Origin of the sequence: Acinetobacter baumannii, assembly GCF_009759685.1 — a bacterium.
GTDB classification, from domain to species: domain Bacteria; phylum Pseudomonadota; class Gammaproteobacteria; order Pseudomonadales; family Moraxellaceae; genus Acinetobacter; species Acinetobacter baumannii.
Map to the genome: position 1 here is coordinate 2,472,729 of NZ_CP046654.1, position 24,219 is coordinate 2,496,947.

19 protein-coding genes, 1 other RNA gene and 1 pseudogene are annotated in these 24,219 nt (G+C 38.7%); 15 read left to right on the forward strand and 6 right to left on the reverse strand.

From position 1 onward, the window contains the following. The 11 genes from GO593_RS11840 to GO593_RS11890 all read left to right on the forward strand — a co-directional run bounded on the left by GO593_RS11840 (position 1) and on the right by GO593_RS11890 (position 15,926). Positions 1–264: a hypothetical protein gene (locus GO593_RS11840; RefSeq protein WP_001275792.1), complete on the forward strand. Its 264-nt coding sequence runs from the start codon at positions 1–3 to the stop codon at positions 262–264. 127 nt (positions 265–391) lie between these two features. Continuing rightward, positions 392–4,702: a tape measure protein gene (locus GO593_RS11845; protein ID WP_000046573.1), complete on the forward strand. Its 4,311-nt coding sequence runs from the start codon at positions 392–394 to the stop codon at positions 4,700–4,702. Positions 4,703–4,792: 90 nt separating this feature from the next. Next, positions 4,793–5,380: a hypothetical protein gene (locus tag GO593_RS11850; RefSeq protein WP_000721057.1), complete on the forward strand. Its 588-nt coding sequence runs from the start codon at positions 4,793–4,795 to the stop codon at positions 5,378–5,380. 92 nt (positions 5,381–5,472) lie between these two features. Next, positions 5,473–5,871: a hypothetical protein gene (locus GO593_RS11855; RefSeq protein WP_000277448.1), complete on the forward strand. Its 399-nt coding sequence runs from the start codon at positions 5,473–5,475 to the stop codon at positions 5,869–5,871. Continuing rightward, positions 5,871–6,377, forward strand: a complete 507-nt coding sequence (locus tag GO593_RS11860) for a DUF1833 family protein (RefSeq protein WP_000368394.1) — start codon at positions 5,871–5,873, stop codon at positions 6,375–6,377. Before GO593_RS11855 ends, GO593_RS11860 begins: the two co-directional genes overlap by 1 nt. After that, entirely contained in the window at positions 6,374–6,736 is a 363-nt protein-coding gene (locus GO593_RS11865; RefSeq protein ID WP_000835160.1) for a hypothetical protein, read from the forward strand. Before GO593_RS11860 ends, GO593_RS11865 begins: the two co-directional genes overlap by 4 nt. After that, a complete protein-coding gene (locus GO593_RS11870; protein WP_000598554.1) occupies positions 6,729–10,154 on the forward strand; it encodes a host specificity factor TipJ family phage tail protein in 3,426 nt (1,141 codons plus the stop codon). Before GO593_RS11865 ends, GO593_RS11870 begins: the two co-directional genes overlap by 8 nt. A 67-nt stretch (positions 10,155–10,221) precedes the next feature. After that, positions 10,222–10,611 carry a hypothetical protein gene (locus GO593_RS11875; protein ID WP_000433907.1) on the forward strand — a complete coding sequence of 130 codons (390 nt, stop codon included), beginning with the start codon at positions 10,222–10,224 and terminating at the stop codon, positions 10,609–10,611. A gap of 41 nt (positions 10,612–10,652) precedes the next feature. Next, positions 10,653–11,198 carry a glycoside hydrolase family 108 protein gene (locus tag GO593_RS11880; RefSeq protein WP_001019739.1) on the forward strand — a complete coding sequence of 182 codons (546 nt, stop codon included), beginning with the start codon at positions 10,653–10,655 and terminating at the stop codon, positions 11,196–11,198. A 481-nt stretch (positions 11,199–11,679) separates the two neighbouring features. Beyond that, the gene (locus GO593_RS11885) at positions 11,680–13,998 is read left to right on the forward strand and encodes a TonB-dependent receptor (protein WP_000803005.1); all 2,319 of its coding nucleotides are present in this window, start codon (positions 11,680–11,682) and stop codon (positions 13,996–13,998) included. A 281-nt stretch (positions 13,999–14,279) separates the two neighbouring features. Continuing rightward, positions 14,280–15,926, forward strand: coding sequence for a phosphoethanolamine transferase (locus GO593_RS11890; protein WP_001207327.1), 1,647 nt, complete (start codon positions 14,280–14,282; stop codon positions 15,924–15,926). Between the two features lie 78 nt (positions 15,927–16,004). On the opposite strand, the pseudogene GO593_RS19165 reads toward GO593_RS11890, so the two are convergent. The 6 genes and pseudogenes from GO593_RS19165 to GO593_RS11915 form a co-directional block, all read right to left on the reverse strand. Continuing rightward, a pseudogene (locus GO593_RS19165) lies at positions 16,005–16,121 on the reverse strand (SOS response-associated peptidase); the annotation flags it as partial. A 115-nt stretch (positions 16,122–16,236) separates the two neighbouring features. Beyond that, entirely contained in the window at positions 16,237–16,725 is a 489-nt protein-coding gene (locus GO593_RS11895) for a CC0125/CC1285 family lipoprotein (protein WP_000718101.1), read from the reverse strand. An 89-nt stretch (positions 16,726–16,814) separates the two neighbouring features. Continuing rightward, positions 16,815–18,188, reverse strand: a complete 1,374-nt coding sequence (locus GO593_RS11900) for a tyrosine-type recombinase/integrase (RefSeq protein ID WP_000046989.1) — start codon at positions 18,186–18,188, stop codon at positions 16,815–16,817. Between the two features lie 149 nt (positions 18,189–18,337). Then, positions 18,338–18,522: non-coding RNA, 6S RNA (gene ssrS / locus GO593_RS11905), on the reverse strand. Between the two features lie 93 nt (positions 18,523–18,615). Then, positions 18,616–18,900, reverse strand: a complete 285-nt coding sequence (locus tag GO593_RS11910; RefSeq protein ID WP_000003719.1) for a cell division protein ZapA — start codon at positions 18,898–18,900, stop codon at positions 18,616–18,618. Continuing rightward, entirely contained in the window at positions 18,897–19,457 is a 561-nt protein-coding gene (locus GO593_RS11915) for a hypothetical protein (protein WP_000893185.1), read from the reverse strand. The genes GO593_RS11910 and GO593_RS11915 overlap by 4 nt, the downstream gene beginning before the upstream one ends. Positions 19,458–19,521: 64 nt before the next feature. Here GO593_RS11915 and GO593_RS11920 point away from each other — a divergent pair, with 64 nt between their 5' ends. The 4 genes from GO593_RS11920 to GO593_RS11935 all read left to right on the forward strand — a co-directional run bounded on the left by GO593_RS11920 (position 19,522) and on the right by GO593_RS11935 (position 24,012). Beyond that, on the forward strand, positions 19,522–20,154 hold the full coding sequence (locus GO593_RS11920; protein ID WP_001150153.1) for a UPF0149 family protein: 633 nt from the start codon (positions 19,522–19,524) through the stop codon (positions 20,152–20,154). Positions 20,155–20,221: 67 nt separating this feature from the next. Further along, positions 20,222–21,544, forward strand: coding sequence for a Xaa-Pro aminopeptidase (pepP, locus tag GO593_RS11925; protein ID WP_000775476.1), 1,323 nt, complete (start codon positions 20,222–20,224; stop codon positions 21,542–21,544). A gap of 30 nt (positions 21,545–21,574) precedes the next feature. Continuing rightward, the gene (locus GO593_RS11930; RefSeq protein WP_001187371.1) at positions 21,575–22,783 is read left to right on the forward strand and encodes an FAD-dependent monooxygenase; all 1,209 of its coding nucleotides are present in this window, start codon (positions 21,575–21,577) and stop codon (positions 22,781–22,783) included. Then, positions 22,780–24,012: an FAD-dependent monooxygenase gene (locus GO593_RS11935; RefSeq protein ID WP_000005681.1), complete on the forward strand. Its 1,233-nt coding sequence runs from the start codon at positions 22,780–22,782 to the stop codon at positions 24,010–24,012. The genes GO593_RS11930 and GO593_RS11935 overlap by 4 nt, the downstream gene beginning before the upstream one ends. The last annotated feature ends 207 nt before the right edge of the window (positions 24,013–24,219 follow it).

Below are 24,219 nucleotides of genomic sequence, written 5' to 3' on the forward strand. Positions count from 1 at the left end.
ATGAGTGCACCACAATATAAACCAATGAGAGAAAGTGAAGTTTGTAATGCTATCGGGTGGGTGTTAATAGCTCTTGGCTTTATCGCAGGTTTTTTATTTATTCTTGCATTTGGTCGAATTGAAGTAGCTTCTTACTATGGTAAAGAAACGGTTTGGTCTGGAGTTATGATAGCAACAGGAATCGGAATTATATTTAATGGATTCCTTGCAGGCTACTTATTTCAAAAAGTAGCTAGTATTCTTCGTTACCATGAGAATAAATAATATCTTGCATAAGCACCCTAGGATGCTTTTTAAAATTGGTTTAACTACCCTGCTTGGTAATTATATTTAACTTAAAAAGAACTACCCACTCATTGAGTGGGTTTTTTATTGCCTAGAGGAAAGTAAAATGGCACAAGAATCCCGTTTGGTCATTGTTATTGATTCGCAAAATGCTGAACGTAATGCGCGTAATCTAGGCAATGAACTTGTTAGCATTGAACGTAAAGGTGAATTTGCATCTAAGTCTATGGACAGCTTGTCTGTAGCCACCAGAGCTTTAGCTGGACACATGGCTGGTTTATTAACAGTAGGTTCAGCCATTTCAAAGATGGATACATATACTGGATTACAAAATCGCCTTAAGTTAGTCACTAACAATCAAGTTGAACTAAATAAAGCAACGGAAGACACTTTCCGAATTGCTCAAAAAACCTATTCAGCTTGGGATTCTGTGTTACAGGTTTACCAGCGTTTTAGTGATAATGCCAAAACTTTAAACCTCACAATGGATGACACAGCACGTTTAACTGAAACAGTTTCTAAAGCTGTAGCAATTAGTGGTGCAAGCGCAGAAGCTGCTGATGCAGCTTTAGTTCAGTTCGGGCAGGCCTTGGCTAGTGGAACGTTGCGTGGAGAAGAACTTAATTCTGTAATGGAGCAAACCCCAGCACTAGCAAAGGCTATTGCTAAAGGTATGGGTATTACTGTAGGTGAATTACGTTCAGTAGCAGCTGAAGGAAAAATTACTTCACAAGAAATTGTAAAAGCGCTTAGAAATGTAGAATCTGATGTTGATGCTCTTTTTGCTAAAACAGATATCACAATCGGGCAGTCTCTCACACTCCTAAACAACGAGATCACAAAATTTGTTGGCGAAGCAGGTAAGGGAAGTGGTGCGGCACAGGTATTAGCTGGATCAGTTCAAACTCTTGCAAGTAATTTAGATTTAATTGCTGATGGGGCTTTAGTAGTTGGTATTGGATATATCACTCGTGCAATTTTGATGAAGAGCGCTGCTATTAAAGAGGGAATGGCTTCAACTTTAGCGAGCCGCCAAGCATCTGTATTAAATGCTCAAGCAGAATATGCAGAAGCTACCGCTGCTTTGAATGCAGCAAAAGCTCATCTCGCGAATGTGCGAGCAACAAATGCAGAAACCCAAGCTAAATTTGGCGCAACAGCGGCAGCAACTCGATACGCACAAGCACAGGCAGCAGTAACTGCTGCTACAAATGCACAAACAGCAGCTCAAATTAAGCTAAATACTGCAACTTCAATTGCAGGGAGACTAGCTAAAGGGGCGTTTGGATTAATTGGTGGGTGGGCTGGAGTTGCAACATTAGGAGTAATGGGATTAGCGGCAGCCTATTCTTATTTTAATAATAAGGCAGAGGAGGCAAAGCAAAAGCTTGCTGAACAAGCTAAAGTTGCTGAGAAAGCTGATGAGGAGTTAAAAAAATTAACTGGCAATGATAAGGCTAAAGCAGTTAATGATTTAACTACTGCTTTTAATGCACAAAATAAAGCATTAGAGAAATCATCGCGTGCTGTAGGGTCTGCATTAATTGATATCGAGAACTATGCACGAGGAAATAGGGAGGTTGAAAAAATTTCCCAAGAAGCGAGAACTGGAACTATCAGCTATACAGAAGCCATTGAACGTCTAAATAAAATTAAGTTGCCTACAGATCTATATGAAAATCTGAAAAAACAGGCTGCGCAGTATGATGACAATGCATCTAAAGCAAGTTTATCAGCTGAGAAACTTAAATTATTAAGAGTTGAAGTGAAACTTGGAGGTAATGAAGCACAAAATGCGGCAATTCAGCATCAAAAACAAGCGGATGCTTTAGGAAATACTGCTACTGAAGCAGAAAAGGCAACTAAGGCTTTGCAAGATTATCAAGCCAAGCAAAAAGATAGCGTTATTGATTCAATCTATAAATCAGGTTGGCTTGATAAAGGTTACACTGTTGCTCAAGCTAATGCCATTTTAGAACTGCAAAAAGCTAAAGGAATGAGTGCAATTTTGTCTAAAGATGAAATTGATAGCGCACTTAGAAATCTCAAGATCATCGAAGAACAACAGGAGCGAGAAGATAAATTAACTGAAGCTAAAAGAAAGCAGACGCAGGAAATTGAAAAACAAGCAAAACTTACTAAACGCTTGGTCGGTATTTCCGGTCAATCCGGTATTGGTACTGGTCCACATCTTGACGTCCGATATGGTGGCTCATTGTCAGGTCAGAAAGTTTCTAATGAACATCTGGCTCGATTACAGGCGGGAGGAAAACCTTTAACTTCCTACAAGATCAGTTCTAATTATGGTCCACGAAAAGCCCCAACTAAAGGGGCTTCTTCATTTCATAAAGGTATTGATTTTTCAATGCCTGAAGGAACACCAATCACGACCAATGTTGCTGTGAAAGATATCAAGACATGGTATGACAGCAAGGGAGGTGGTTATGTCAGTGAAGTGATCTTTGAGGATGGAGTGTCTCTTAAGCTTCTACATCAATCTCCCAAGATGCAGAGCAAGGTGAAAGGTGGTGCAAGTAAAGGAAGTGATAAAGCAGCTGGTGATATTCAATCTCAACTTGAACGTCAACAGGATTTGCAACGGTCACTTGAAAATGAGGTGGCTAGTGAAGTCGGACGGATTAACAATAATAGAAAGGCAAGACTGGAGGATGTTGATAAAGCAAACTTTAGCCCGGAACGTACTGCAGAAATAAAGGCGGAAATAAATCGTCGTGCAGATAATGATATTGCTATAGCCAAACAAGCCCTTAGAACGAAATTGGAAGACTATAAGGAGTTCCAGAAAACCGAGGAACAGTTACTAGAAGAGTCCTTTAACCGTAAAAAGTTCAATGCAGCTCATGACCTTGAATTAAGTAAGTTTGAGCAGAAGCAAGCTGTTGAATTGCTGGAACAGCAAAAACAGCAAGAGTTAGGGTTATTAAAACTAGCTCAGGAACAGCGGTTGTTTCAAGCCCGTTTATCTCTGCTTTCTGAAACGCAAGCCATGCAGGAACGTTACAGACTCGAACGGGAGGAAATTCTTAAGAATACCAAGCTTTCTATAGAAGAGCGGCAAAAGCTAATCGCATTATCTAAAGCCAATCAGGATAAAGAGACACGCGATAAAGTGAATAATGCTGTTCAAAACTGGGGTGGTATCCAAGCGGATATGAATGGTACCGGAGAATTTTTCAGACAGGATCAGGAACGATTTAGCCGTTTAAATGCTGCAAATGATTTAGCAGATAGTCAATTTGCTGCTACTGATCTTGATGAAAAAAATGGTTTAGATGTTCTAAATGCACACATGGAAGCAGGACTCATCAAGCAACAGGACTTCGAAAACCGGAAAACAGCTATCATTCAAGCTGCTCAGGACCAACGCAATCAGATCGCTGCCGAATATGCTCAGAATGCTCAGGATATTGAAGATAAGTATCACCAAGATCGATTGAATGCTCAAATTGCTCTTGGTGGCCAAATGATGGGTTCACTCACATCGATGTTTGGTTCAATGTTTGGCGAGCAATCAAAAGCATACAAGATCATGTTTGCTGCTGATAAAGCTTATGCCATTGCAGCTGCAGGTATTTCTATTCAGCAAAGTATTGCAAAGGCGGCTAGTGTTGGTTTTCCAGCAAATATCCCATTAATTGCAAGTGCTATTGCACAAGGTGCAAGCATCATTGCAAACATCCGGGCAATTAAAGATCAAGGCTTTGCTGACGGTGGTTACACTGGATCAGGTGGGAAATATCAGCCTGCTGGTATTGTCCATAAAGGAGAGGTGGTCTGGTCCCAAGAAGATATTAAACGCTGGGGCGGTGTTGGCTTAGTCGAGAAAATGCGTAAGAGTGCAAACCCTGAAGCTTTTCTCAATAACAATGCCTTGGCAGATAGTGTCATGCGCCGTGCAATGATGAGCTCTAGTGCCTTTATAGAAAGCCAAAAGCAGGCTGACATCTTTAATCAACCGGTTCAAGATACTCAGATTATCTATAAGGGTAATAGAGACACACCTAAATTAGCTTCTTCTGGAAATTTAGACTTATTCCATGATGGCAAGGTCTACTTCTCATCCAATGGTTTAGTTCAGGATCGTTCAAATCTGGATGATGTTCAGGACTTTACTTTAGGAAGTACTTCACGCCCTCAAGCTGAGATGATGCCTTCAATTGAGCCAGCTTCACCGACAATCAATTTCAAAATTGAAGTGATTAATCAGGTGAGTGGGGCGACAGTTGAAGCCGAACAACTGGACGAGCAAACAGTCCGGATCATTGTTAAAGATGAACTGGATAAGCAGCTTCCAAGAACGGTACCTAAGCTTGTAAGTGATCAAATCGCAAATCCAAACTCAACCATTAGTCGGTCTTTGACTGAGAATACGACAGCGAGAAGAAATCGTACTTAATAATTTGAACCCTTTTCGGAGGGTTCATTTTCATAATATTTAAATTTCAAGGTGATAGAGTCTGTTGGCATTAAAATTGATGGTTAAGACATGAAAAAAATAATTGTAATTTCTACAACACTTTTAGGCCTTACGGGATGTGCCATTCCTGCGGTAAATAATCTCGTAAGATCCACAAATATGTATCAGGATGATGTTTCGGGAAATACTGCAAATTTAAGGGTTTATAGAAGTAATATTCCCATGGTGCAGTTCTATATTACTTATCAAAATAATGAGGGTGAAAAAATTTCAAAAAACCTAATAACTAAGCAGATTTCAAATAATTTAACAAAGTATGGCTCTATGCATGAGCCCAAAAAATTAAATATGCCTAAACCCACAATCAGTTTAAATAATGGTGAAGAGTTTTTTGAGTTTAAAGTACCCGCAAATAAGAAGTTAACTTTCAGGCTTACTTCTGTTATTGGGTCAACTACTATGTATAGTTGTGATGTAAAAATGGACTATCAGTTGGAAAGAAATGGAAATTATGAATTGATCCGTTTAAAACAGATCAAAGATTTTGTGAATCCAGCTTTACTGACTGAACCATCTCAAGATGAAGCCTACTGCAAGTTTGTAGTAAAAGAGATTTTTGAAGATGGTAAAGAAACTATTATTAAATCGATTTCTTAATGTTAAATCGTTTTTGTAATTAATTTAAATATCTAAACCTTATTTCATCAAACCACCTTTCGGGGTGGTTTTTTATTACCTGAAGGAAAGTTATGTACAAGTTAAAGCTAAATCCTCAGACCAGCGGCTATGGCGTAACACCGGGTGATGATGTGAAACGTCAGCAGATGGATGGCGGTCGTGGTCGCTATTACATCGATGTGAAACGTAACAGCCACATTGTTGATGTGAACTGGAACTTAAGTAAAACCGATTTCAATAAAATGATGGCTTTCTGGCGGGTCTACCAGAACAAACCAGCCTCATTTTATGCGGATTTGGTGATTGATCAGGGAACACGTCAGCAATATCTATGCAATTTCATTCCAAACTCGTTCAAGACCAATGAAGTCAACGGCAACTTATATCGTGTGAACGCGCAGCTCGAAGTTGTTCAAAACCAGCCTAACCTGAATGCCGATATAGCATTAATTAAAGATTGGGAGGTCTAATGGATAACGAATATGCCAAGTTCTTTTTCAATCGGAAAGTTGATGTCTATCAACTGGGGTGTATTGAGCTATCACATCCTTCTTTTATGAATACTTATCGGGTAGTCCGTAATGATGACCGAGGTGTCTATGTACAACATAAGGAAGGATCCGGTCAGGTCTATTATGAGTTCTTGCCAGTCTCTATACAAAGATCCGGAATGCTTGGTGATCTGGACCAGACATTAACCGTTTCTATCTCTGGTCTAGGTGATGTGATGCCTGATGAGTTTGAACGGGTAATCGAAGGGCAATATCCAGATGTAAAGCCAACCGTAAATTACCGGATTTACAGTTCAGACAATCTGAACTCTCCAATGTTTTATTTACTTGGACTGCAACTCTCAAGTGTCGCCATGAACCATAAAGCTGTGACATTCAAGGCTGAATCACCACGATTAAATACCACTAAAACTGGGGACATTTTTGCACTGGATCGCTTTAGTGGTTTGAAGGGGGCTATATGAAAAGTCATGATCATTTGCTCGATAGGCAATATGACGAGGATCACTACAACTGTGTTCACTTTGTTCATGAAGCTGCAATGGACCTATATGGCATAGATCGGGCTGAAGCGCTTGAACTCTTTATGCAGCCTAAGGGCAAAATTACTTTTTTATCTTCACGGTTAAAACTTTTAAATCCGCTACCCATGCCCAAGGAAGGCTGCATAGTCGCCTTCCATCCGAGACAAAGAAATAAGCCCCCGCATGTGGGGCTTTTTCGTGGGCAAAAGATTCTTCACCTCATGGAAAGCGGAGTCACTTATTTGCCTGAAGAGGTTGTGATGGAAATGGGGTTTAATCGGGTCAGTTATTATGATTAAAGTTATTTATAAAAAAGACGCTTTGTCTGAAGAAAAGACAATTGAGCAGGCTCAAACCATTGGGCAATGGCTCACTTCAAAATATGAACATATGCCTGAGCATGTCCGTATCTTTCATACTACAAGCAATATGGATCATGCCGAAATTTCATTTGCGAATGAAGTCACACCAAAGAATGCATATGACTTAAAGCAGCTTGATTTCTTACCGGGCACTTTTATCGTAGTTGAGAACCCTAAATGGGTCGCGGCTATTGTTTCGATTGTGATTAGTATTGCGATCGCATTTTTAATGCCAACGCCATCAATAGCACAAACGACTCAAAATACTAACCAGTCTTCTTCAGCAAACAATGAACTTTCTAACCGGGAAAACAAGATCCGGGTGAATGGTCGTATTGCTGATAACTATGGAGCTGGGTGGAATACTCCCGACCTAATCGCAGTACCTTACAAGGTATATGAAAACAACGTTGAAGTTGAGCATGTAGTGGGCTGTATTGGGCGTGGACACTATAAAATCAATGGAGCTTATGACGGTGAAACCAATATTGTCGATATTGCTGGCGCATCGGTAGAAGTCTTTCGACCAGGTGTAGATATTGTTTCAGGTGAGCCATATTTCTCGCTTGGTACCGAAATTACCACGCCGCCACTAACGGTTCAGCATCAAACTTCTGTTAATGGCCAAGTTTTACGTCCTGCTGATACACAATCTTTAGAAGGTACGAACTACCTTCATTTTGCATATCCAAACGAGATTCTTCGGGCAACGGCAAACAACACAGATTTAACCACTAAGTTTGTAAGTAATGACCGCGTAGAAATCACCAATGCCTCATTCACGTTTAATGGCCAGACTTTTGATTTAAATGGTACTTATAGCGTTCTATCGGTAGCTGATGACCGTATGACGTTATCAAATCCGGCGGCCGTTAATGCTAACTGGTTAAAGCTTAAAGAGTTAAATAACCAACAAACTGCAGCTTTGTCACCAAAGATCAGTTCAATAGGTGAAAAATGGATTGGTCCATTCATTCTGGACAATGTTGAACGTAGCCGGGTGCTGTGTAATTTTGTGGCCACCAATGGACTTTATACCGTTTCTTCAGGTGGGTATCAGGCCGCTGTTAATGTCACGATTGAAGTTGAAGTAACACCGGTAAATGAATCTGGTGCAGCGATTGGTAATCCGATGCTGAAGCAGATCATTTTGAAAGGTTCGGCAAAGTCACGTCAGACCGTTGGTGCAACACTTGATATGGTCACGTTTCAGGGGCGTTGTAGTGTCCGTGCACGCCGTTTAACTCCGACTCCGACAGTCACAACAGTTGTTGATGAAGTAAAGTGGCAGGCGCTTTACGGTGCTTATCCTTTACAAAGCACAGTGTATGAACATGAAACGGTTTTTCGTGCGCGTACTTATGCAACCACTGGAGCTTTATCTGTTAAGTCCCGCAAGATCAATTTTGATCTTCAGCGAATGTTGCCGACTTATAAAAACGGGGCAATGACAACAGAGCTATATCCAACGTCTAGCTTTGCTGATGCTTTGGTATCTATGGCACTCGATGACAAGATTGGCCGCCGTTCGATCGATGAGATTGATCTTGAAAACATCTATCGGACCTATAATGATGTAGTTGATTATTTTGGTACGCCGCTAGCGGCTGAGTTCTGTACTACCATTGATGATACGAATCTATCTTTTGAAGAGCTGGTTACCAATCTTTGTGATGCGGTGTTTTGTACTGCATATCGGCAAAACAATAAGCTCAAGCTTTATTTTGAACGGCCAACTGATAACTCGGTAATGCTGTTTAACTTCAGGAATATCATTCCGGATAGTTACAAGCATGACCTGACCTTTGGCGTGATGGATGACTACGACGGACTGATCTATGAATACACGGATCCGACCGACGATAGCCGTATCAATATCTATTTACCGGATAAAGGAGCCAAAAACCCAAAAGAGGTGAAATCTGTTGGTGTACGAAACAAGTGGCAAGCGCATTTCAATGCATACCGGATTTGGAACAAGATGCGCTTCCAGCGCAAATCCATTACCTTTGATGCGGCACCAGAATCAGAATTACTGGTTTTACGTGACCGGATTGCTGTAGCGGATTATCGCAATGGTATTCATCAAAGCGGTGAGGTGGTACAGCAAGAAGGTTTAGTCCTCACCTTAAGCCATGATGTAGATTTCATTGCAGGCAAGAGCTATGTGATTTATCTGCAAATGGCGGATGGCACAGTGGACCTGATTCCTGTTACACCGGGTTCAGCCAAAAATAAGGTGGTTTTAGGGCGGTTGCCGAACGGGGCCTTAAAGCTAAGTCCTGATGATTTTGTAAATACCATCTATACAGTAGTTAATGATGATACTAAAGGTTCATTGCCTTATCTGGTTGCAAAAAGAGAACCGGTTGACCAGTTCTCTAATACTATTACAGCAATTAATTACGATGAGCGCTATTACCTCAACGATAAAGACTTTATTGACGTGCCGGTTGATGATTCTCCAATTTACATTCGATATGACCAGCTGGATATTAATCTGGCGCGTTTATATCAGATGCAAAGAGGGGATTTGCCAACGACTGGCGAAATCAGTTTTGTAGTTGAATCTGGTGCACTAGTTTCTAGTTCGAGTTCTTATCGACCGGAAACCAGATTTGTCTATAAATTCGACTACAACTCCAGTCCGCCGAAACAGGAATTTATTGCCCCTGCAGCGACTGAACTACCCGCCATTGATACTGGTGAGTTCCCACCTGATCTGGTGGTAAATCTGACTATTAAAGGTGCTGTTGTTGGGCGTGGTGGTGATGGCGGTTTACCTCATTTGGCATTTGGCGCATGGGAGTCCGATCCGGATTACAACTTTACTAAAACCCGACGTGATGGGTTTCAGGGAGCACCCGGTTTATTGAACCGGCACAGCAAACTAAACCTGATTATTGATGGCGGCACTCTAGCTCGAGGTGGATCTGGTGGTGGAGCAACACCAAGCGGTATTTACACTGGGTTGTCTTATGGTGTTCAAGGTATTCCGGGTGGAGCTGGTGCACCATTTGGACGGGTCATGACAGGCCAGCCAATTTCAAGCGACTCACAAGATTGGCGCTGGTATTTTGGAAGTTACTTCAATGTCTTAAAAATTACTGATGCCGAAGCTTCGGTACCCGGAAAAGGCTACCGAACCCAAAATGACCGTTATGGATCCCCATTATCAGGTGATGGCGGAAACTGGGGCGAACGTGGTACCAAGTCTACTAATGATGGAACATGGAACTGGAAATACCATGGCACAACTGAAGGTCAGCCGGGGCCAGGTGGACCTGCAATTGTGGGAGTTGCACCACTGACAACTCAATTGATTAATGGAGGGAAAATCTTACAAACCCTTTAAACCTTATAAGAACTTTGAGCACCCAATTCGGGTGCTTTTTTATTACCTAAATTTTCTGGAGAAATTAATGGAACCAGTTTCCACTAGCGGTTTTACAGCACTTTTAAAATTATATGGGATTGCAATCATGGTGACTTTAGCAGTCGGTTTGGTTGCAGCAGTTGTATTAATGACTCGTATGCCACGCTCACCACAAGAGTGGGCAGTTGGTTTGATCTGTACGGTTGTATCAAGTTTGGCTGGCGGCTCATTCATTATTGTGAAGTGGGGACTTCATGAATGGGTTACTGATGTATGGGGGATGATTGCTCTAGGTGGGTTCTTCTTTGTTTGTGGTTTACCCGGTTGGGCTTTAGTCCGTTGGATTTTTAATTTTATAGATAAACAGGAAGGTAAAACGATCGTTGAAGTGATCAAAGAGTTTAAGAAAGCCAGAAAAGACATTGAAAACAGCTAATGCCGCCTTCGGGCGGTTTTTTACATCTGAAGGAAACCGAAATGAACATTGAACAATATCTGGACGAGTTAATTAAGCGTGAGGGCGGGTACGTAAACAACCCAGCAGATCGAGGCGGTGAAACAAAGTACGGTATTACTGAAGCAGTAGCACGTACTAACGGCTTTAAGGGCAACATGAAAGATTTACCGCTTGATGTGGCCAAAGCCATTTATAAAAAGCAGTATTGGACAGATCCGCGATTTGATCAAGTGAATGTAATTAGCTCGTTAGTTGCTGAAGAGCTTTTAGATACTGGGGTAAATTGCGGTACCGGATTTGCAAAACCACTCTTACAGCGTGCTTTAAATTTGCTGAATAACCAAGGTAAAGCAGGTTGGCCAGATTTAACAGTTGACGGAATTTATGGTCCAGCAACTCTTAATGCACTCAAAACTTATCTGGCCAAGCGTGGAAAAGACGGCGAAAAAGTCCTGGTGCGTGTTCTTAATATCATGCAAGGGCAACGTTACATTGAAATCTGTGAACGCAATCCTAGCCAGGAACAGTTTTTCTATGGTTGGATCGCCAATCGAGTTGTTATATGAAAGTCTTTCATTGCAGACGATCAAAGATAGCTTTAACAATTACATTGCTGTGCATTCTATTTTCAGGATGCACAGCTCATACGATCAATAGCAATGTCAATGTCTCAATTTGCGCTAGAGCATTATAAAAAAAAGCCCTGAATGATCAGGGCTATTTAATAAACTTCAATTCACATACTTCTACAAAGCTCGAGTAGTCTTATGTTTGTTATTGTATAGCTTGATAATCCTCTATCTTTCATCCTAGGGTTGTGCACATACTTCTATCCTTAAATTGTGTAATGAAATTTCTTCTGTTGTAGTTGAGAAGCTTTTCAATCTGTTAAAAGAATCCAAAAAGCATCAAATGAATAAAGAAACTACTTATTTAACTTGAATCATCATTTTCTGTTTACTAATAAATGAAAGTGCTTGGATGTATAGGGATTGTTTTTTTAATGTTATGTTATAATATAACCTTTTCTTAAAAAAGGGGGGGATTATGAAACCTTTGGCAGCTTTACCGTTAATTTTTATAGCAATTCAGCAAGTGCAAGCTGAGGAGAGAATTGCAATTTTAAAGCCTCTTGTTTTTAAGGCAAATGCATTAAAGGAAAAAAATTATGTGGTGGACAAAGAAAAAGTAGAAAGTTCCAATACAATAGGTGATGCTCTTAAAAATATAACAGGTATACAAAGTACTTCATTTGGACCCAATGCAGGTGCACCAGTTATACGTAGTTTGAGTGGAAATCGGGTTGGAGTAATTGAAAATGGAGAATTTATTAATGGAATGAATGCATTTAGTGGAAATATTAATATACCATTCGATCCAATTTTTATAGAAAAAGTGATAGTGAACAAAAATACAGATAATATTCGTTATGGCGGAAATGCAATAGGCGGGAGTGTTCAAATAGAATCGGGTTTAATTCCTAAAAAAATTGAAGAAAAGCCAAACAAATTAGATATTGTCTTTCGGAAAGGATTTAATGATTTTGATGTAAAGGGGTTCAATTTTAACATCAATGATCAAAAAAACTGGTCTACAAATATAAGATATTCAGAATATGAAATTTCTTCTTATAAAATTCCAGGAAATAGTAAAGCCAAATTATGTGAAGACCAGATTTTTTCAAATTCAGGTGGGATCAATAGTGCATTAGCAGCTTCCTGTCAAAAAGATAGTAGAGTCCAACATATTTATAACAAGTCGTCACAACCATACATAGATAAATTTATGACTGAGAATCCTGATTGGGCAGATGGCGATTTTTCTTTTTATACAGATAAGCCCACATCTATATGGGGAGGAAAAACATATATAAATCCAAAAAATCCAGAGTACATACCTAATACTCCGCAAAATACAATAAAAAAGATCAATACGGATGTTACACCAAATTATTTTAAAAAATTAGGTAACAGTTATGCTCAGAATGAGAATATTGGGTTTGGAACAACATACTTTTTTGATAAAGGTTTCATTGGATTGAGTGCAGATAAGAAAAAAAGTGAATATGGTGTACCAGGATTTTCATTACAAAATCAATCTTTTGCTGATTCTTATGAAACATTACCGGTTGGTGTGAAAATAGATCAAAATCGTTTTGTATTAAATTCCAATTTTATCCAACCAATTTCCTCTGCAGAAGAGATAAGTTTGAATTTTCAACAGCTTTCTAATAAATCTGGAGAATATGTTGGTACTGCAAAAGCTAATGAGTATAAAATTGATAATCAATTAATTGAATTAATAATGAAACAGTCATCCTTTAAGGGATTAGATGGGATACTTGGTTTTAGCCTTAAAAATAGGAATATCGAAGGAAGTGGTACTCAGCGCTATTTACCTAATGTAAGTACTATTAGTAAAGCTATATTCTTACAAGAAGAATTAAATATCAAACAATTTACTTTAAATACGGGCTATCGTTTTGAAAGAATTGAACATGAGCTTCAAGATAATGATTTTAAACTAGCAAGAAATGCTAGTAATTCAAGAATAGAAAATAGAAAATATAATTTAAACCAATATTTTATCGGAGGAGAATATAAGGTTAATAATTTTATAAATTTAAAAGTTGATTATGGTATTTCAGAAAGAGCACCTGAAGTGAATGAGCTCTATTCAAGTAATGTTCACTATTCTGTTATGGCACAAGAAGAAGGCGACCAGAATCTCAAACCAGAAAAATCTAAAAGTTTAGAGTTAGGTATGTTTTTGAATTGGAATAATTGGGTCATGCAACTTGTTGGGTATCAAATGGATTTTGAAAATTATATGTATTTATCTCATTCAGGTGTTGCTGTGCAAAATCGATTACCTTTAAAATACTGGAAACAGACAGACACTGACGTCAAAGGGTTTGAAATTGATTTAATTTATGATTTTAATCTAGCTCATATTGGGAATATTAAACTAGGTGGTTTAGCTGATTTTGTTAAAAATAAGGCTGTTAATCCTACAGATATAAGGTTAGCTAATGATGGAGTTTACCTACCAAATATGCCTACTAATCGTTATGGCATGTTTCTTGAGTGGAGAAATGATTCTTGGAAAGGTAAAATTTCAAGTATTTACTACGATGAGCCAAGATATCTAGGTAAGAATGTAATACAGGAAGTTCCTTTATCTGGTTACAACTTACTTGAATTTAAGATAGATAAAAAATTAAAGATTAAAAATGCTTCATTTGATATATTTTTAAATGGTACAAATCTGCTGAACGAAGAGGCTAGACCACAAAACTCTCCTCTAAAATATATTGCCCCTCTACCAGGGCGAGCATTTCAACTGGGGATAACTATGCATATTTAGGTTGCTAAAGATATAAAGTTAGTTCTTATCTCCTGTCTTCAAATTTAGTAATAAAAATATAGTCTTAAAGCCGAATAATTAATCGGTTTTAAGATTTTAAAATAATCAATTATAAAGTTTAAAATTTTTTATTTATAAAATGTGTTCAAATAATGAACTGATTTTTTAGCTCAAGGAGCCATCGTCATATAAATAAAGAATATTACAAAGGTTCTTTTTTAATTTTTCTTTAAGGTATGGTATCTAATCTTAGCATTTTTTATATTTAATGGTTTTTAAAAATGGCACTTAATGTTTTTAAATTCAAAAAAATATGCAAGGATGTTACACTATTAAATTTTAATTTGCTTTTATCTATCTGGCTAGGTTTATTTCTGAATATAGGTTTTTTTAAAAAAATCCATCAACTTACACCTTATAATGGTATTAAGTCAGTTCTTTTCTTAGGGGCGACATTAGTTATTTTAATAGCGGCATATAATTTAATTTTTCAATTAATAAATTGGAAATGGACTGCCAAAATCTTTGCAATTTTATTGATATTTATTGGTGGCTTTAGCTCTTATTTTGTAAACACATTGGGTGTCATTATTTCACCCGACCAAATTCAAAATATGGTGCAGACCGATGTTTCGGAATTTACCGATCTAATCTCTTTACGCTTTGTTTTATGGACAGTTTTTTTTGTTATTTTGCCCATTTTTTTAATTACTCAAGTTAAATTTAAACAAGAAAAAGCATCACGGTTGTTATTGAAGAAAGTATTCTCACTGGTAGCTTCATTTGCAGTGGTCGGTGTTTTACTTTTTACTTACTATGTCGATTTCGCTGCAATATTTCGTGAGCATCGTGATTTAAAAGGGATGATTTCACCGCAAAATAGTATTTCATCGCTTATGTCTTACTATCATAAGAAGGCTCCGAAGAAAAATCTGCCTCTTGTGATATATGGACAAGATGCTCATCAAGTTCAGCAAGTACAAAAGAACCTCCCTAAGTTAATGATACTTGTTGTAGGTGAAACGGCACGTGCCGAAAGTTTCTCTCTAAATGGGTATGCAAAAAATACGAATCCGGAGCTTTCTAAACAAGATATTTTCAACTTTTCGCAAGTGAGCTCATGCGGTACGGCGACAGCTGTTTCTGTGCCATGTATGTTCTCGGGTATGCCACGTGTAGATTATGATGAGCAATTAGCTAGTCACCGCGAAGGTTTATTAGATATTGCAAAACGTGCGGGTTACCAAGTGACTTGGATTGATAATAACTCGGGTTGTAAAGGTGCATGTGATCGCGTTGAACAATACCAGATTCCAGAAAACTTAAAGAAAAAATGGTGTAAAGATGGCGAATGTTATGATGACATTCTCATTGACAGCTTAAAGCAGTATTTGGCTACTATTGCCAAAGATGATGATCGTCCGCGTTTGATTGTTCTGCATCAAGTGGGTAGTCATGGACCTGCATATTACAAGCGTGCACCTGAGGCATATCAACCTTTTAAACCGACTTGTGATACTAATGCGATACAGGGCTGTTCGCAAACTGAATTGCTAAATAGTTATGATAATACAATTGTATATACAGACCATGTATTAAGCCAAATGATTAATACTCTAAAAGAAATATCAAAGTATCAGACAGGTTTATGGTATTTATCTGATCATGGCGAATCAACCGGAGAACATGGTTTATATTTACATGGTTCACCTTATGCAATCGCACCGAGCCAACAAACACATGTACCAATGATTATGTGGTTCTCTGAAAGTTGGAAACAACATAATCTTGCTCAAGTGAATTGTTTAAGCCAACAAACTAAACAAAAGTTAAGTCAGGATAATTTATTCCCAAGTTTGTTAAGTTTGCTGGATGTAAAAACTCAGGTAGTAAATAACAAACTTGATATGTTGAGCCAATGTAAATAAATATATTTTTAATTTATATAAAACGAAGCAAAATAGACTTGCTTCGTTTTATAAAATGTATTGGTTCTTTTATATTTAAAAAATAAGAGGGCAGTCGTAACCCGGATAAACACCATTCTTATAGTCGAATGTCGGTTCGAATAGATCTAGTAGGTGAACTCGATCTTTATTTATAGGTTCATAGTTCGCGCACATACAAAGTAACCTCTTTATGATTTTCGAAATTACTTTTCCATCATAACTAATATAAATAAAAAGAGGGTAAATAATAGACTGTAGACGCTATTATTCACCCTCATGGTATATATCTTTAACGCCAGCTATTCGGAACTTTGAATTTACCTGTAGGCATTGGAGAACCCAGAACATACTTAACGTTGTAAATTAAACCAGGCAAAACAGTGTTTGGCTTTTCATTAAAGCAAACATAGGTATTGTTTCTGGATGGTTTAATTAACTTATATTGTGTACCAGCACTTGAGACATAATAGACACCATTTGGGGTAGTCTTAAGGCCAGCATCAACTTTAGAAATATTTTGATTGTAACTCTGGCTTGTATTGTTAATAGCTGAGAAATAACTACACCCTAGCGATTTAGATACTTCAGCAGCTTTACGTAATGCGTACTGGTTTGCTATCGATTTATGGGTATATCCGTTTACAGATGCGCGTACTTGAAAGACATTATCATCAATAATAGTGGCTTCAACGCCACCAGAAGCCCCCATTTCTTGATAAGGTGTAGTACAGGCTTGTAAACCAATTGTTGCTAAAGCAGCTAAAAATATCTTTTTCATAATTTATATAAAGTGATAAATGCGTCACATTAATTTTAACTATTTAGAAGAATTTTTCAATTACTTAAGGATTTCTTAAAACTTGAGTTCTAAAAATCTAGAATTTGGCCTGCCATTTTAAAGTTATCTAACACTTGAATGTGGTGGTTAATTAATTCTTGAGCCTGATTTCTCGATTCATTTTTCTCGAAATATAAGCGACTTTTGATTAATGCTTTTACTGGTTCAGAAATAATCACGTCTTCAATCATATTCATAGCTTTCTTTAAATCATCGAAAGAAACTTGAATATATCCATCAGTCACATCGTTATCATCATCGTCAGTGGTATGGTTAATTAGCCTTTTAATCGTATAGCTTCCTATGGCCAAGCTGTTCGCGATAGTGCCAAAGGTGCGGCGTAAATCATGGAACGTAAATTCGATACCAGAATTCTCAGTTACTTTGTCACGTGCTGCTCGGCGGTCTGAAATATGGGAAACACCATTTCTATCGGTAAAGACATATTTGTTATCACCGGCACGTTTTTTTCGTTCACGCATAATGTGCCAAAGGGTATCACCCATAGGTAGCAAAAGATCCTCATGGTTTTTCGTATTAATAATTTTGATGGTACCAAATTGAAGATCTACATTTTTCCATTCAACAGATTCTGCTTCACTACGTCTAAAACCAGTTAGAGCAAGTAAGAATAAAAAGTCTTGGTTTGTGTACGCTCTAAAATCGTTATTTTGTTCACCCATCCAATAAGTAGTGGCCACAGCCAATGCCCATGCTTCGCGCTGATCTGCACGAACATGGCCTTTTCTACGTTTAATTTTATTGAAAGCTTTTTCTTCTTTAACGATAACAACCGGGTTTTTTATATTTAGAATTTTATTCCCGGACTCATCCTTATACCTGCTAATCGTATGGTTAAAGAGAGCATGTAAAAATTTTGATGCAAGATTAGCTCGGGAAGGGCTTGCTTTCGAAAGCTTCAGATGACGATCAATAATCATTGCACTGGTGATTTGGTCAAGTTTTAAATCTTTCCAATCACTAAAGTAGTTTTCTATGCATCCGTCATAGGCAATTAAAGATGTTTCCGCCAGCTTTTTACGCAATTTATAGTATTGGTAAGCTTCACTAAGGGTAGGGACTAGCTTTTGTAAGGCATCATTTTGAATTGCTGAAGCTCGTAAATCACGCTTTTGCTTAACTGGATCTACACCTTCATCCATCAAGATAAGAAGCCGTTTAGCTTCAGTTCTGGCTTGTTCTAATGTATAGACGCCATGTTTTCCAATAACTTTACGTTTAGACTTGCCATTAGGCATTTTCTTTTCAGCAAAATAGCTTTTAGTTTTGCCCACACATAAGCCAAATCCTATAGTTACTGTATCTCTGTAAAAGATTTGTTTCTCTTCAGACAAAGGAATAGAGTCTATTACCGATTTAGTAAATTTAATGTGTTGAGCCATCTTTAAATTAAGCAATACAAAGCAATACCTAACGATACAATACAATAATTGTGAAGTCTATTAAGAGTCTATTTTGAAGGTTTGGTCTATTAAAAAAGAGAGTTTTAAGTAGGGGATTTTGTTTTAAGTTATTGTTATCTATTAAAAATAAATGCTCCGAAGATGCCGCTGCATGTCGTTACCCTTGAACCCTAAAGTTCAAGGTGGAGGTGACGCATACTTGCTGGGTTTCCTACTCGGGGTAGGCATACGCTCTAAATATGCAGAACACCATCCTAAAGAGATGATATCGGCTCAGGGGAATCAGACCGGCTGGCGAACATCCCAGAGACAGCTTTAGTATAACTGATCTGACTTCGTTGGCAATCATCTGAGCCTATCGAACTGTAAACTTACTTTGCGTTTGATGAAGCTTTATGCGAATTGTTTACACTATTTGTTCAACATCTTCCAAAATAGTCTGGAGTAAACGTTCACAATGCGCATATTCTTGCAAAGATTTATTTAAACTTAATACTTCTTGAGTAAGCTGTAGAGCTACCATGATGACAAGTTTATTATGCTCAACACGAGGGGCACTACGACGCATATCATTGAATTTTTCATTGAGAAGCTCAGCTGCACGTTCAAGTTCTTCTCTTTTATCCGAAGTCGTTGCAAGCCTAAAAGTTTGTTCAATCAGCCGAAGCTCTACCATGACTTGTTCACTCATGATTGTGTCTCCTCACCAGCTTCAGCATTTGGATGAGCAAGTTGCTGAATTTCTTGCGCATGTTGATCTTGAGCAGTACCTAAAATTGCTAAACGTTGAATGATGGCTTCAACTTTTGCTTTGGCAAGTTCATTTTTTTGTAACAAACGGTCACGATCTTGCTGCAAGTCGTGTAACTCTTGTTGAGTTTGACGTTGCTGTGACTGAAGTTTTTCTTTGGTAACACGTAATTCATTACGCTCTGCCAAAATTTCCTGAAAACGATTTTTTAAATCGGTCGTACTTTTTTCTAGGCGGCTGTAACGCTCTGCAAGTGTGTTAGCATCTTGATTCAATTGTTGAAATTGGCCTTGTAACTGAGTGAGTTGCTCAGTTAATGTCTCAATTTCCTCTTGTTTTTTAGTGATGATGCTATTTTTTTGCACAACTTGTGCGTGATGCTCTGTTTCAGCCAGTTCTTTAGCTTCCGAGAGAGCAGAATTTTCACTCTCTAGATGATGTAAGCGTGTTTTTAAAACGCCAATATGCGCTTGTAGACGCTGTAATTGTTCTAACATAACGAGGTCGCACAGAATTGCAATCAAAGGTAATATATACGAAGTATAGAGATTGGATAAACGAATGCAAGACGATATTTCAGGCTGGACAGAATGGAACGCTCATTTTGAAGGAATTGAAGAAATTTCAAGCCCTAGTGAGTTACATGGTTTATTAACAGGTATTGTTTGTGTGACAGAAGCGCCTACGCGTGAAGAATGGACACAAATCTTAACAACTCTTAATGTGCCTGAGTTAAATGAAGAAGCTTTAGCGCTTTTAACAGATGAAGCAGAAGATGTAGCACATGCATTATCGGAAGATGAATTGGACTATTTGCCAATGCTTCCAGATGATGAACATCTTCTTCAAGACCGTGTACAAGCGTTGTCAGATTGGTGTGCTGGCGTTGTGCTCGGTTTTGGTTTGGCCTCGGGACATGTTCGTACAGATGAGCGTGAATTGATCGAACATTTGCAAGATGTTGCAGCAGTAGAATTTGAAGACTCTGATAACGACGAAGAAGGCGAAAGCAGTTACGAAGAATTGTATGAATTTGTACGCCTTATTCCAGTGAGCTTATCTATTGGTAGAAAGAAAGTAACAGTGGCTGAAAGTTCATTGTTGAAAAACTTTTATGCAAAAAGTAAAACTTCTACTGTAGGCACCGCAGATCAAAATATTGTAGAAATGTTTACACCACATCGCCCAAGTTAATTGAGGCGATGTGTTATTGGCTGTGTTTAATTTTTTGACTTTAAAATTCTAAATCAAGTAGATCATTATGAAATTGCCTCAAGCTGATTTTCAACATCGCAGAAACCGTCTAGCAGAAAAAATGGGTCCAAACAGCATTGCGATTATTGCGACGCGTGAGGAAATGTACCGTAATCGTGATGCGGATTATAAATTCCGTGCCGATAGTAGTTTTTTCTATTTGACGGGTTTTGCAGAGCCTGAGGCAGTGGCTGTCATTGAAACCTTCGAAGATGCTACAGACTATAGCTATAGTCTTTTTTGCCGTGAACGTAATCGCGAGATGGAAATCTGGAATGGTTATCGTGCAGGAATTGACGGCGCAATTGAAGAGTACGAAGCAGATGAAGCTTATGCAATTGATCTGCTTGATGAAGAAATTATTGAAAAATTATTAAATAAAGAGCGTCTTTATTATCGAATCGGACACAATGCTGGATTTGATGCCAGAGTAAGCCAATGGATCAAAAAAGCGAATGCCGAGCATCGTCATGAAGCCGCTCCAGCCCAGTTAGTTCAACTTGATCGCATTATTGATGAAATGCGGTTAATTAAATCACCGCAAGAAATTGAGCTGATGCAAATTGCTTCAACAATTAGTGCTAAGGCACATACTCGTGCAATGCAAACTGTTCGCCCCGGCATGATGGAATATGCATTAGAAGCCGAGCTCAATTATATATTTGGGCAAAACGGCTGTGTGCCTTCTTACAACAGTATTGTTGGTGGCGGTGCCAATGCTTGTATTTTGCACTATGTTGAAAATAACCAAGCTCTTAAAGACGGTGATTTGGTTTTAATTGATGCTGCATGTGAATATGAGTTCTATGCATCGGATATTACCCGTACTTTTCCTGTAAACGGGAAATTTAGCCCCGAACAAAAAGCATTGTATGAAGTGGTATTAGCCTCTCAATATGTGGCGATTGATGCAGTACGTATAGGTAACTCATACCGTGAGCCTCATGAGGTGGCAGTCAAAATTTTAACGGAAGGCTTAGTTGATTTAGGTTTGCTCAAAGGTGATGTGAGTGAGCTGATTGAAACAGAAGCCTATCGTCAATTTTATATGCATGGTACAGGCCACTGGTTAGGTATGGATGTACATGATGTCGGTTCTTATAAAAAAGATGACGACTGGCGCCAATATGAAGAGGGCATGGTTGTTACTGTCGAACCAGGTTTATACATTGCACCAGATGACGAAACTGTAGATAAAAAATGGCGTGGTATTGGCATTCGTATTGAAGATGATGTGGTCGCAACGTCAAAAGGCCCACGAGTTTTAACTGCCGATGTAGTTAAAGATATTGCAGACATTGAACATTTAATGGCGCAAGCTAAAGCATAATTAAACGTATTCGCCAAAGGAGCAAACTCGATGCAACAACAAGTGATTATTGTAGGTGGGGGTATGGTGGGTTTGAGCCTTTCCCTCATGCTGGCGAAGGCTAATATCGCAGTCAAGCTATTAGAAGCTGTGAAATACCCAAACTATGATGATCAGAATGTTGCCCCTTACCATTCTAGTTTCGATGCACGTAATACGGCTTTATCACGTCGTAGTGTACAGATTTATCAGAAGCTAGGGTTATGGGATGCATTACAACAACATGCTACCCCAATTTTGCAGGTTCACATTACTGAGCAAGGCAGTTTTGGTAAAGCACGTTTAGTTGCAGAACAAGAAAAAGTCGAAAGCTTTGGACAAGTCATTGAGAATGCGTGGCTCGGTCGTGTTTTATTAACTCAAGTACGCCAACAACCTTTGATTGAGCTAATTGATGGCGTACAAGTCACTGCCTTAACTCAAGATGCTGAACAAGTATATATCGAAGCTCAGCGCGGTGATGAAATTTTAAAGCTTGAGTCAAAATTATTAATTGCAGCAGATGGGCGTGATTCTTTCTGTCGTCAAGCAATTGGTGTGGGTGTCGATGTCCACGACTATGATCAGGTTGCGATCGTTACGACTGTTCAGACTTCAAAACCGCATGAGCATGTAGGATTTGAGCGTTTTAGTGCATTAGGGCCTTTAGCTTTGTTGCCATTACCGGGTGAATACCGTCGCTCAGTGGTATGGCCTGTTAAAAAAGGCACTGAAGGTGAGTGGTTGGGCGAAGAAAACGACCAACACTTTTTAGATGCTTTGCAAAAAACTTATGGTGACAGAGCGGGTAAATTTGAAAAAACGGGTAAACGCTTTAGTTATCCGCTTTCACAAGTGCTTGCGCATAAACAAGCTGTTGGACGCGTTATTTTAATGGGTAATGCAGCGCATACAATCCATCCTGTTGCTGGGCAAGGTTTTAATTTATGTCTGCGTGATGCAGATGTATTGCTGCGTTATTTAGTGAACCAGTTAAGCGCATCTGATGATATTGGTAACCCAGATAATTTACTTGCCTATGAACAAGCCCGTTTATCTGACCAGCAGCGAGTAATTAAATTCTGCGATACCGTAGTTCGGGGCTTTAGTAACCAAAACCCATTATTAAAATTAATCCGTAATACGGGATTAATTGCATTTGATGTCATTCCGGGTGTGAAGCCACTGGTAGCAAACTATGCAATGGGGTTAAAAGCATGAGTGAAGTGTTAGATGTCGTCATTGTTGGTGGTGGACTAGTTGGTGGCTTAACTGCTTTATTACTTGCACAAGGTGGTGTACAGCCTACCGTGCTTGATGCTGCCCCTGTACTTGATGTTGAAAAAACATTAAGCGTGATGAATCCACGTGTTTTAGCACTTAGCCAAGCGACGATTCATTTACTTAAAACAGTCAATGTTTGGGATGATCTGGCACGTCAAATGCCTTATACCGGCATGCAAGTGTGGAACTTAAATGGCTATGGTGAAATTAATTTTGGCCATGAGTCTGTGCAAAGACCAATGCCAGAGCAAGCCTTGGGTTCTATGGTTGAGCCAAGTGTATTGAATGTTGCGATTCAACAAAAAATGCTTGAGCAGTTAACAGATTATCGTACTCAAGTTCGTGTTACCCGTATTGAGCAAGGTGTTGGGTGTTGGCATATTCAATTGGCAGATGGCGCGACACTTAAAACTAAACTGCTTATTGGTGCTGATGGCGCCAATTCATTTGTACGTGAGCAAGCCTTTATTGATCTAGATGTACTAGATTACAAACAAGCAGCGATTAGCTGTGCGATAAAAACGTCTAAGCCTCATCATTATGTTGCTCGGCAAATCTTTTTACCTACTGGACCTTTGGCATATTTGCCGATGGCGAGTCTTGAAGAAAGTGAAAATGGCTACTGGCAGTCCATTGTCTGGACACTACCAGATGATTATGCCGATGAATATTCGGCTTTAAGTGATAGCGAGTTTATGCAGCTTTTAACTCGAGAAAGCCAACATATGTTGGGTGAAGTGTTAGATGTTCGTTCAAGAGCACAATTTCCATTGAAAGCGCGCGCTGCAAAACAATACGTTAAAGCTGGTCTAGCCCTAATCGGTGATGCAGCTCATGTGATTCATCCACTTGCTGGACAAGGGGTGAATATTGGTTGTTTAGATGCAGCTGTACTCTGTGATGCACTATTGCATGATTTAGGTCGTGGTGTATGGGCGCATGAACAAACCTTAATGCGTTATGAACACCGCCGTAAAGGACAGAATGATGCGATGATGCATAGTATGTCGGCAATTGGTTGGCTAGAAAGCAGTGAGCTATTTCCATTGATTTGGGCCCGGAATGTGGGACTCAAGCAAGTTGAACAAATTTCGTTCTTAAAAGAGAGTTTTATGCAACAAGCAAATGGTTTAGGGGCTTTACAAAACACCCAGTATAGTCGTTAAAATAATTACGAAGTTTATGCTCTACTGATCTAAATAAATATCAGTAGATATTTTTTAAACAATCATTTATATATCATTACCAATTCGGTCAGAAAAGATACGGATTTGACCAATTTGGCTCTTTGCTAAATGCAAAGAGATTGCTAAATTTCTGAGGTCTTGAAGACCATAGCGATGATGCAATACAAATCATTGTGGGGAGTGTAA

Excerpts from the sequence above, each read along its gene's own strand:
- GO593_RS11840 (WP_001275792.1), top strand. The coding sequence starts at position 1 with ATGAGTGCACCACAATATAAACCAATGAGAGAAAGTGAAGTTTGTAAT.
- GO593_RS11845 (WP_000046573.1), top strand. The coding sequence starts at position 392 with ATGGCACAAGAATCCCGTTTGGTCATTGTTATTGATTCGCAAAATGCT.
- GO593_RS11850 (WP_000721057.1), top strand. The coding sequence starts at position 4,793 with ATGAAAAAAATAATTGTAATTTCTACAACACTTTTAGGCCTTACGGGA.
- GO593_RS11855 (WP_000277448.1), top strand. The coding sequence starts at position 5,473 with ATGTACAAGTTAAAGCTAAATCCTCAGACCAGCGGCTATGGCGTAACA.
- GO593_RS11860 (WP_000368394.1), top strand. The coding sequence starts at position 5,871 with ATGGATAACGAATATGCCAAGTTCTTTTTCAATCGGAAAGTTGATGTC.
- GO593_RS11865 (WP_000835160.1), top strand. The coding sequence starts at position 6,374 with ATGAAAAGTCATGATCATTTGCTCGATAGGCAATATGACGAGGATCAC.
- GO593_RS11870 (WP_000598554.1), top strand. The coding sequence starts at position 6,729 with ATGATTAAAGTTATTTATAAAAAAGACGCTTTGTCTGAAGAAAAGACA.
- GO593_RS11875 (WP_000433907.1), top strand. The coding sequence starts at position 10,222 with ATGGAACCAGTTTCCACTAGCGGTTTTACAGCACTTTTAAAATTATAT.
- GO593_RS11880 (WP_001019739.1), top strand. The coding sequence starts at position 10,653 with ATGAACATTGAACAATATCTGGACGAGTTAATTAAGCGTGAGGGCGGG.
- GO593_RS11885 (WP_000803005.1), top strand. The coding sequence starts at position 11,680 with ATGAAACCTTTGGCAGCTTTACCGTTAATTTTTATAGCAATTCAGCAA.
- GO593_RS11890 (WP_001207327.1), top strand. The coding sequence starts at position 14,280 with ATGGCACTTAATGTTTTTAAATTCAAAAAAATATGCAAGGATGTTACA.
- GO593_RS11895 (WP_000718101.1), bottom strand. The coding sequence starts at position 16,725 with ATGAAAAAGATATTTTTAGCTGCTTTAGCAACAATTGGTTTACAAGCC.
- GO593_RS11900 (WP_000046989.1), bottom strand. The coding sequence starts at position 18,188 with ATGGCTCAACACATTAAATTTACTAAATCGGTAATAGACTCTATTCCT.
- GO593_RS11910 (WP_000003719.1), bottom strand. The coding sequence starts at position 18,900 with ATGAGTGAACAAGTCATGGTAGAGCTTCGGCTGATTGAACAAACTTTT.
- GO593_RS11915 (WP_000893185.1), bottom strand. The coding sequence starts at position 19,457 with ATGTTAGAACAATTACAGCGTCTACAAGCGCATATTGGCGTTTTAAAA.
- GO593_RS11920 (WP_001150153.1), top strand. The coding sequence starts at position 19,522 with ATGCAAGACGATATTTCAGGCTGGACAGAATGGAACGCTCATTTTGAA.
- pepP (WP_000775476.1), top strand. The coding sequence starts at position 20,222 with ATGAAATTGCCTCAAGCTGATTTTCAACATCGCAGAAACCGTCTAGCA.
- GO593_RS11930 (WP_001187371.1), top strand. The coding sequence starts at position 21,575 with ATGCAACAACAAGTGATTATTGTAGGTGGGGGTATGGTGGGTTTGAGC.
- GO593_RS11935 (WP_000005681.1), top strand. The coding sequence starts at position 22,780 with ATGAGTGAAGTGTTAGATGTCGTCATTGTTGGTGGTGGACTAGTTGGT.